Genomic DNA, 10250 nt, shown 5'->3' on the forward strand with positions numbered 1-10250 from the left:
CACCCCGGCGGTTCGGGCACCACCGGCGGCGGCTCACCGCCTCAGCTCGCGGGGACCGCCCGATCCGCCCGCAGCGTCCCGGTCACCAGGTCCACCACCTCGTCCTCACGGTCGTCGAGGTAGAAGTGGCCGCTGTCCTCGAACACGCGCAGGGCGAAGGCTGCCCGAGTGTGGTCGGCCCAGGTGCGCACCTCGTCGAGCGTGGCCTTGGGGTCGGAGTCACCCACCAGGGCGGTGACCGGGGTGCGACGCAGGACCGCTCCGGGAAGGCAGCGGTACGTCTCGATCGCCGTGTAGTCGTTGCGTACGACCGGCAGGATCATCTGGCGCAGCGCCTCGTCGGCGAGGACCTCGGGCTGGGTGCCGCCGAGTTCGATGATCTCGTCCACCAGGCCGTTGTCGTCCCTGAGACGGACCCGTTCGTCGCGATACGTGGAAGGAGCCCGCCGACCGGACACGAACAGATGCGTGGGGGACAGTCCTTCGGCCTCCATGCGCAGCGCCACCTCGAAGGCGACGGTCGCGCCCATGCTGTGTCCGAACAGCGCCAGCGGCCGCTGCTGGGGGCCCGTGCGGGACAGCAGCGCCCGGTGGGCCTGGTCGGCCATGCTTCGTACGTCGGTGAGGAAGGGGTCGGCGCGCCGGTCGTGACGGCCCGGGTACTGCATGGAAAGCACTTCCACGGAGGGTCCCAGCCGTGCGGACAGCCGATGGTAGGTGCTGGCCGCGCCGCCCGCGTGCGCGAAGCACGCGAGCCGCCACCGGGGGTCGCGCGAGGGGTGGAACCGCCGGACCCACGCGTCGGCCGCCGTCGTCATCTGCGCCATTCGACCGCCCCGTTCATCGGCTTCCCCTCGTCGTGCGGGTGGCACGGCACGGGATGCCGCACGCTCACCACACTCTCCTGCGTGCGCGGGGGCCCGCGCATCTCCGTCGTTGCCCCATGCCCTCGCCGCTCGTCCCCCGCCGACGCCCGCCCGGGCATCCGCTCTCACGAGGACCGGCCGCCGCCCGACCTCGCCGTCCGCCGCTTTCCCTCGTGCGCCCCGCACCGCTCACTCGCGAGGGGTTCCCGGCACGGGGCCGCGCGCCGGGGCGGGGCAGCACCGGTCCCGGCACCGGCTTCCTCCGTGTCGCGCTGAGCGAGGAGCCTCGACAGTGCTCCCGTGCGACCGCGCAGCGGCTCCTCCTCCGCGCATTCGGCGGCGTAGAGCCGCAGCAGGTCCGGGAATCTGTACCGGTCCGGCCCCGTCTGCTCCAGGAGATGGCCCGCCGCGAGCAGATCGAGCCGGCGGCTCGCGCCCTCCCGGGTGATGCCCGCGAGGGTGGCCGCCGTCGACTCCGTGATCTCCCTGCCCTGGTGCAGACCGAGTAGCCGGAACATCCGCGCGGCCTCGGGAGGCACGGCGCGGTAGGACTTCCGGAAGCTCATCCGCAGACTCGCGGCGGTGTCGCCCACCACGGTGAGCTGTTCGAGACGCCCGTTCTCGATGTCGTCGGCGAGCCTCGCCGGGGAGAGGGCGGGGTCCTCGACCAGGGCTCCGGCCGCGATCCGCAGCGGCAGCGGCAGGCAGCCGCAGAGCAGGGCGAGCCGGAAGGACTCCTGCCGTGCTCCCGTAAGGCGTCGCGGACCGGCCAGATACGCGAGCAGCCTCACCGACTCCTGGGGCGTCAGGGGCTTCAGTTCGATCCGCTCGGTGTGCGGCGACGGCAGCCTGCCGAGCTGACGCCAGCGGCTGGTGACCAGGACGCATGTCGGTCCCCCGGACAGCAGCGGGGCCAGGCTCTCGGTGTCGTGGGCGTCGTCGAGGAAGAGCAGGGTCCGCTTGCCGCTGAGCAGGGTGCGGTACAGGCGCGCGCGCCCGTCCACGGTGGCGGGCAGCCGCGTCTCGGCGACCCCGAGGCTGCGCAGAACGAGCCCCAGGGCTTCCCCTGCGCTCACCCGCGGGCGCCGGAGGCCGCTGCCGCACAGGTCGACGAAGAGCTGCCCGTCCGGGAACCGCTCCGCGGTCTCGTGCGCGATCTGCAGCGCCAGCGCACTCTTGCCGACCCCGGGAGCACCGTCGATCACCGCGATCGCGGGCGCCTTCGCGGGATGGGCGCCGGCTTCGTCGACGAGGGACCGCAGGCGCCGCTGCTGCGCGGCTCGGCCGATGAACCCGCGGACGGTGGGCGGAAGTTGAGCTGGGCGCGGGGTGACTCTGGCGGACCTGACCGACGGGACGGAGGGCGGACCCGGAACCTGCGTCGGTGTCCGGGGCGGGGCACAGGGCGGCGCGGAGGCCGGCGGGTGCGCGTCGGCCGCCGCCCCGGTACCGAGGCCGGCCCCCGTGCCGCACCCGGTACCGTCCTTCGCACCGGTGCCGCGCACTCCCCCTTGGATCCCGGCGCCACCGCCGGCCCCCGCGCGCCCGCCCGCCGGCCCCGAGCCCGCGCCGCCGCCCGCGCCCGTTCCCGCGCTCTCGGATTCGGTCCCGGCCGCTCCCGGCGCCGCGCCCCCGCCGGCGCGGTCGCCCCCGCCGGGTCCCTCCGCGCCCCCGTCCGCACCGATGACCAGCCGCCCACGGGCGTCCCGCCCGAGTGTCACAGGCTGGTCGGCGAGGATCCGCTCATGCAGCGCACGCAGGTCCGGACAGGGTTCTATGCCCAGCTCGGCGTGGAGCAGCTCACGGGTCTCACGGTAGACGGCCAGCGCGTGGGCGCGCCGTCCGCAGCCCTGGAGGGACATCATCAGCAGGGCCCTCAGCCGCTCGCGCAGCGGCGCCTTCACCACCAGGTCGCCGAGCGGTACGGCCGCCTCCGCGTGCCGGCCCGCCGCCAGCATCTCGGCGGCCCACTCCTCGACGGCGGTGAACCTCAGCTCCTGCAACCGCATGCGCTCCACCACCGCGAAGGGCCCCGGGACGGCGGTGTACGCCTCGGCCCGCCACAGGTCCAGGGCGGATTCGAGCAGGTCGAGCGCCGCCCTGCGCTCACCGCGGACGCAGAGCCTGCGAGCCTCCGCGAGGCGGTGCTCGAAGCAGCGCGCGTCCACGTTCGCCGGGTTCACCAGGAGCGCGTAGCCGCCGCCGGTCGACACCAGTGCGGGTCCGCCCGCCGTCTTCTCACGCGGAAGTCCGAGAGCGCGGCGCAACCCCGCCACGTAGGTGTGCACCGCGTTGCCCGCGGTCCTCGGCAGCTCGCTGCCCCAGACCGCGTCGGCTATCTCCTCGATGCTCACCGCTTCGTTGACACGACTCGCCAGGAACCCCAGAACGGCCTGCTGCTTCGGAGGCCCCACCACCACTCTCTGCCCGTGCTGCCAGGCCCGGACCGTCCCGAGCAGTTCCAGTCGCATGGACTCCCCTTCCCCGACACCGTCGATCATCCCAGCGCACTGCTCTCACCGGGCGTGTACTTCCCGCGCGCACATCTGGAGACGACGTTCCTCGATCACGACTGACAGCCGTCATACCCCAAGGCGGTACGGGTATCCACAGTGCAACCGACCACGTCCGGCGTCATCGCCCAGGTTGCTCAGCCGAGGGCACGACGGAGCGCGCACGCGTGGGTCGATGATGAAAAGCCCTGGCCAGGGACCTGTTGAGGCCGTCGGGGCACTCCGTCGCGTGGATAAGCGGACTCTTCCGGACGCCTCCCCTCCATGGAAGCTGTCACTCCGCTAGTCAGCAAGGACGAAGAAGACAGAGCGACGGCCAGCGCTGCACGATCAGGTGTCAGAAAGGTCACCGCCGCAACATTTCACGGCGGCGGACACTCCGACGGATCGAAACCGCCGCCATCGCTCAGCGCAACTCCGCACCACGCCGGGACACTCCACAGCCCCGAGCTCCGCACGCGCACTCAGTCGTACTCCGCACCTTCAGTGACACACAGGGCAAAAGAGGCGAACTTGCACCCGTACGGATCCCATGTCATCGGCGGTGCCGTAGGGCGCCCAGCGTCGACCGTCCACAGCTTCCTGGTTCCCGCAAGCCCTGCGACCGTGCCCGCCGACGAACCTCGTGTGCGACCCCAAGACCTCCCTACGAGGCCGCTTGGCCGCCGTGCGCGTCGCCTGGCTCTCCTCAGCCGGCTCGTTCCCTGAGGGGCGTGTCCCCCGACGCTCCCACGCACGCCCGCGCCGAGTAGCAGGCCCCCACCCATACGCCTCGCCCATCCCGGAGACAACCATGGAACACTTGGTCCAGCGGTCGATAGCCACCATGCACCATCGTTTCCACGAGCCATTGACACTGGACGACCTGGCACGTTCGGCCATGGTCAGCAAATTCTATTTTCTACGCGTGTTCAGCAGGGTGACCGGCGTGACGCCGGGCCGCTTTCTCAGCGCCGTCCGTCTCCACGAGGCCAAACGCCTGCTGCGCAGTACGTCCCTCAACGTCGCCGACATCTCCGCCCGCGTCGGGTACAGCAGCACCGGCACGTTCTCCCGGCGATTCAGTGAATCGGTGGGCGTCTCGCCCACCAAGTACCGGTGCCTGGCCTACGAACGGCACTCAACCGGGCCGACGGCGGCTGACGACCTCCAGCCCACTGCGACACCCCACGCCGCCGCTCCGGTCACGCCCGCTCGTCAGACCGGGGCCAACACGGTCCACGGCACGATCGTCGCCGAGGATCACCCCCTGGACTCCGTCCGGCTCGGCGTCTTCAACAGCCCCATCCTGCAGGGCCACCCCGTCACCACCGCCGAGGTCAGCGCCCCCGGGCGCTACTTCCTGCCCGAGCTGCCGTCCGGCGTGTGGTACCTGCACGCCGTGGCCCGCTCCGACGCCGCGGCCGCCGTCGTCCCGCCCGGCGAACCGCAGCTCCTGGTCGACATGGTGGGGCCGCTGCGCTTCGGCCAGAACACCGATCTCCATGTGAATCTGACGTTGCGCCCGTTCACCTGGAGCCGCCCTCCGATCCTTTCGGCGCTCGAGGGCCTGGACCCGCTCGGCCGCGTGCCGGGCCGCGCCGCGTAGCCCCGGCCGACCGCTGTCCCCCCCCCCCCCCCCCCCACGTCCCAGTGAGCAATCTCGGCGGTGACATGTCATCGCTGGCGGAAGCAGTCTTGCTGTGCCGACGGGGGGAACCACAGCTTACGTCTGCCTCCGTCTGCCGTGATGCGTGAATCAACACCAGCGCGGAGGAGAAAGTCGTGGGGGCAGAAGACCCGGAAAAGCTTCGCTATTTCCTCAAGCGGGTGAGTGGCGAACTCCATGAGGCACGGGCGCGGTTGCGAGAAACCGAGGAGTCCTCGCACGAGCCGATCGCCATTGTCGGAATGGGGTGCCGCTTTCCGGGTGGTGCCGTCTCCCCGGAATCACTCTGGGAGTTGGCCGCCGAGGGCCGGGACGCGATCGGCGACTTTCCCACAAACCGTGGTTGGGACCTTGACGGGCTGTTCGATACGTACGGTACGTACGCCGATGACGGTGCCGAAGGCCAGGACGGGGACGAGGGCGGGGACAGGAACGGGGACGGGGACGGCCACGGAGCCGAAGACCGGAGCACCGACGAGGGCGAGGGCCCTCGGGTTCCCCGTGAGACCCGTGGCAGTCGGCCCGGGACATCGGTGACACGGCGCGGCGGGTTCCTGTACGACGCCGATCAGTTCGACGCCGCGTTCTTCAACATCTCCCCCCGCGAAGCCAAAGCCATGGACCCCCAGCAGCGACTCCTCCTGGAGGTTGCCTGGGAGGCACTCGAGGACGCCGGCATCCCCCCGACCGACCTCGCGGAAGCTCGCGCCGGCGTCTTCGCCGGCCTCTCCCCCAACCGCTACGGCGCCCAGGGCGACGCCGAGTTGGAGGGCTACCTCCTGACCGGCACCGCCCCCGCCGTCGCCTCCGGCCGCATCGCCTACACCCTCGGCCTCCACGGACCCGCCCTCACCATCGACACCGCCTGCTCCTCCTCCCTCGTCGCCGTCCACCTCGCCTGCCAAGCCCTCCGCAACAACGAATGCACCCTCGCCCTCGCCGGCGGCGCCACCATCATGGCCACCCCCGAAACCTTCCTCGAATTCAGCCGCCAAGGCGGCCTCGCCCCCGACGGCCGCTGCAAAGCCTTCGCCGCCGAAGCCGACGGCACCGGCTGGTCCGAAGGCGCCGGCATCATCGTCCTCCAACGCCTCAGCGACGCCCAAGCACAAGGCCGCACCATCCTCGCCCTCATCCCCGGATCCGCCGTCAACCAGGACGGCGCCAGCAACGGACTCACCGCACCCAACGGCCCCGCCCAAGAACGCGTCATCCACCAAGCCCTCACCAACGCCCACCTCACCCCCGACCAAATCGACGCCGTCGAAGCCCACGGCACCGGCACCACCCTCGGCGACCCCATCGAAGCCCACGCACTCCTCAACACCTACGGACAACACCACACCCCCCAACACCCCCTCTACCTCGGCTCACTCAAAACCAACATCGGCCACACCCAAGCCGCCGCAGGCATCGCCGGCATCATCAAAATGGTCCAAGCCCTCAACCACGACCACCTCCCCCCCACCCTCCACGCACACAACCCCTCACCCCACATCAACTGGACCACCGGCCACATCACCCTCCTCACCCAACCCACCCCCTGGCCCACACACAACCGCCCCCGCAACGCCGCCATATCCTCCTTCGGCATCAGCGGAACCAACGCCCACCTCATCCTCCAACAAGCCCCCACCCCCACACCCCCACCCGACAACAAACCCACCCCGCCACACACCGACAAACCCACCACACCCCCACAGGACGACACATCCCTCGTCGTCCTGCCCCTCTCCGCCAAGTCCGCACCAGCGCTGCGCGCCCAAGCCACCGAACTACGCGACCACTTGTCGGCTCGTCCGAGCCTGTCCCTGCCGGACGCCGGGCACGCGCTCATCACGACCCGTGCCGCCTTCACCCATCGCGCCGCTGTGGTCACTTCCTCGCGCACGACCGCCCTGGATGCCCTCGACGCCCTGGCGGAAGACCGTGCACACCCCGCCGCGGTACTCGGGCCGCCAGCCGGCGCCGGTGAGCGGAAGACGGTTTTCGTGTTTCCCGGGCAGGGTTCGCAGTGGGCGGGCATGGGTGTGCGACTCCAGACGGAATCGGCGGCGTTCGGGGCACGGTTGGCGGAGTGTGCTCGGGCGTTGTCGCCGTACACGGGCTGGGATGTGCGGGATGTTCTGGCGGAGGTGGAAGGGGCGCAAGGCCTGGACGCGGTGGATGTGGTGCAACCTGCGTTGTGGGCCGTGATGGTGAGTCTGGCCGCCGCCTGGGCCGAGCTGGGGGTGGTGCCTGACGCGGTGGTCGGTCATTCCCAGGGTGAGATCGCTGCCGCATGCGTGGCCGGGATCCTCAGCCTCGAGGATGGGGCGAAGATCGTGGCGCTGCGGTCACGGGCGATCCGTGCCCTGGCCGCCGGGCACGGCGGGATGCTCTCCCTCGCCGTGGACCGCCAGACGGCCGGTGAGCTGATCGCTTCGTACGAGGGCCGGCTGTCGGTGGCCGCGCACAACGGCCCCACCGCGACCGTCGTCGCGGGCGACACCGACGCCCTGCGGGAAGTCCTCGCCCACTGTGAGTCCTCCGGTGTCCGGGCCCGTCCCATCCCGGTCGACTACGCCTCCCACACCGCACACATGGAGGTCCTGGAGGGAGAACTGGCCGATCTGCTGTCCGGAGTTCAGCCGCAGGAGCGGGAGACCGGCGCGATCGCCTACTACTCTGCGGTAACCGGCACGCAGATCACCGCCACCGCCCAGCTCGACGGGCGGTACTGGTACACCAACCTGCGCCGGCCCGTGGAGTTCGCCGCCACCACTCAGGCTCTGCTCGACGACGGGCACACCCACTTCATCGAGTGCAGCCCCCATCCCGTCCTGACCATCGGCATCCAGGAGACCACCGACACCGTCACGGAAGGCAGGGTGCACGTACAGGGCACTCTGCGCCGCGACGAAGGCGACCTGCGTCAGCTTCTGCTCTCCGCCGCCGCTCTCCATACCAGCGGCCACGCCATTGACTGGCCCACCACCGGCAACGTCACCAACAGCAACAGCAACAGCACGGCGAAGTTGCCCACGTATCCCTTCCAGCGCGACTCCTACTGGCTGAGCCCGCCCCGGACCGCTGCTGCACGTGAGAACGGTCCGGCACTGCTTCACCTCACCTGGGACGAGCACCCCACCCCCCACACCACCGCGGCACTGCCCGCCCACACCGCACTCCTGACCAACCCCTTCGACACACCTGACACACCGGTTGCGCCAGACGAGCCGCACAGGCCGGACAAGGCGGACAGGGCGGATGAACCGGACGGGCAGGATGACGGGCAGGCTGGGCCTGACGGGCTGGGCGTGTCCGATTCACCCGATGCACCCGATGCCGGCCACCGTGTCCTCAGCGGACTGGTCCCCACCGCCGACCACTACCGCACCCTCACCGACCTCACCCACGCCCTGGACAACGCAACCACCACCCCCGACACCCTCATCTGCCCACTCCCCACACCCACCACCACACCCACCGACCCCACCACCGACACCCACAACACCCTCACCGCCGCCCTCCACCTCCTACAGACCTGGCTCGCCGACGAACGCACCACCCACACCCACCTCGTCCTCCTCACCCACCAAGCCGTCACCGTCACCCCCGACGAAGACCCCCACCTCACCCACGCCGCCACCACCGCCCTCATCCGCACCGCCCAGACCGAACACCCCCACCGCATCACCCTCATCGACCTCGACACCCACCCCGACACACCCACCACACTCCCCCACGCCCTCCACCACGCCCACACCCACCACCAACCCCAACTCGCCATCCGCCAAGGCCACATCCACACACCCGCCCTCCGCCACACCCACACCCCCACCACCACACCACCCCCCACCTGGAACCCACAAGGCACCGTCCTCATCACCGGCGGCACCGGAACACTCGCCGCACACACCGCACGCCACCTCATCACCCAGCACGGCGTACGCCACCTCCTCCTCGCCAGCCGCACCGGCCCCAACGCCCCAGGAGCCCATCAACTCACCACAGAACTACAAACCCTCGGAGCCGACGTCACACTCGCCGCCTGCGACATCGCCGACCCCCACGCCCTCACCCACCTCCTCACCACCCTCCCCGACACACACCCACTCACAGCCGTCATCCACACCGCAGGCCTCATCGACATGGCCCCCCTCCTCGAACTCACCCCCCAACAACTCCACACCGTCCTACGCCCCAAAGTCGACGCCGCCTGGAACCTCCACCACGCCACCCGCCACCTCAACCTCGACGCCTTCATCCTCTACTCCTCCCTCGCCGCCACCCTCGCCTCACCCGGACAGGCCAACTACGCCGCCGCCAACGCCTACCTCGACGCCCTCGCCCACCACCGACACCACCAAGGACTCCCCGCCACCAGCCTCGCCTGGGGCCCCTGGACCGACACCAACGGCATGATCCGCCACCTCAACACCACAACCCGCAAACACACCACCCGCACCGGATTCCCACCCCTCACCACCACCAACGCACTCCACCTCCTCGACACCGCACTCACCACCCACCACCCCACCACCACCGCCACCCACCTCAACACCACCACCCTCACCACCCAAGCCCACAACAACACACTCCCCCCACTCCTCCACCACCTCACCCCCACACCACCACCCACACTCCAAACCACCGCCCCAGACAACAACACCCCCCTACAAGACCAACTCGCCCACCTCGACCCACAACAACGCCACGAACACCTCCTCAACCTCGTCCGCACCACCATCGCCACCGTCCTCGCCCACCCCGACCCCCACCACATCGACCCCCACCAACCCTTCAAACAACTCGGCTTCGACTCCCTCACCACCGTCCAGCTCCGCAACCACCTCACCCACACCACCGGACTCCACCTCCCCACCACCCTCGCCTTCGACCACCCCACACCCCACGCCGTCACCACCCACCTCAACCAACAACTCAACTCCGAGACCAACAAAGAAGCCACGCACGAGAAGCTCATGTCGGAGATCCGGAAACTGGAAGCGGCCTTCTCTTCCGCCTCGGTGGGTGCGGCGCGGCACGCGGAAGTGACGGCACGTCTTAAAGACCTTCTTTGGAACTGGGAAAACAGCCGCGGCCACGGACCTGCCGGCACCGGCCCGTTCGATGACCTCGACTCCGCGACGGACGAGGAACTCTTCAGCGTGTTGGACAACGAGCTGGACACCCCGTAAGCCGCGAACACCCCCACGCCACACGGCACCCCACGGTCCA

4 protein-coding genes are annotated in these 10250 nt (G+C 70.2%); 2 read left to right on the top strand and 2 right to left on the bottom strand.

The genetic code is table 11. From position 1 onward, the window contains the following. Positions 1–41 precede the first annotated feature (41 nt). Together B1H29_RS04760 and B1H29_RS39820 are read right to left on the bottom strand one after the other, a co-directional pair. Positions 42–818 (bottom strand): thioesterase II family protein, encoded by a 777-nt coding sequence (locus B1H29_RS04760; RefSeq protein WP_107095386.1) that lies wholly within the window; start codon positions 816–818, stop codon positions 42–44. A gap of 173 nt (positions 819–991) precedes the next feature. Continuing rightward, positions 992–3337 carry an AfsR/SARP family transcriptional regulator gene (locus tag B1H29_RS39820; protein ID WP_159027773.1) on the bottom strand — a complete coding sequence of 782 codons (2346 nt, stop codon included), beginning with the start codon at positions 3335–3337 and terminating at the stop codon, positions 992–994. An 835-nt stretch (positions 3338–4172) separates the two neighbouring features. On the opposite strand from B1H29_RS39820, the gene B1H29_RS04770 reads away from it, so the two are divergent. Both B1H29_RS04770 and B1H29_RS04775 read left to right on the top strand, forming a co-directional pair. Then, entirely contained in the window at positions 4173–4967 is a 795-nt protein-coding gene (locus B1H29_RS04770; RefSeq protein WP_063787542.1) for a helix-turn-helix transcriptional regulator, read from the top strand. Between the two features lie 176 nt (positions 4968–5143). Next, positions 5144–10210, top strand: a complete 5067-nt coding sequence (locus B1H29_RS04775; RefSeq protein WP_079160025.1) for a type I polyketide synthase — start codon at positions 5144–5146, stop codon at positions 10208–10210. The last annotated feature ends 40 nt before the right edge of the window (positions 10211–10250 follow it).

The organism is Streptomyces pactum, assembly GCF_002005225.1.
GTDB lineage: Bacteria > Actinomycetota > Actinomycetes > Streptomycetales > Streptomycetaceae > Streptomyces > Streptomyces pactum_A.

Bases quoted from the DNA above. Each gene is read 5' to 3' on its own strand.
- B1H29_RS39820 (WP_159027773.1), bottom strand. From the start codon at position 3,337: ATGCGACTGGAACTGCTCGGGACGGTCCGGGCCTGGCAGCACGGGCAG.
- B1H29_RS04770 (WP_063787542.1), top strand. From the start codon at position 4,173: ATGGAACACTTGGTCCAGCGGTCGATAGCCACCATGCACCATCGTTTC.
- B1H29_RS04760 (WP_107095386.1), bottom strand. From the start codon at position 818: ATGACGACGGCGGCCGACGCGTGGGTCCGGCGGTTCCACCCCTCGCGC.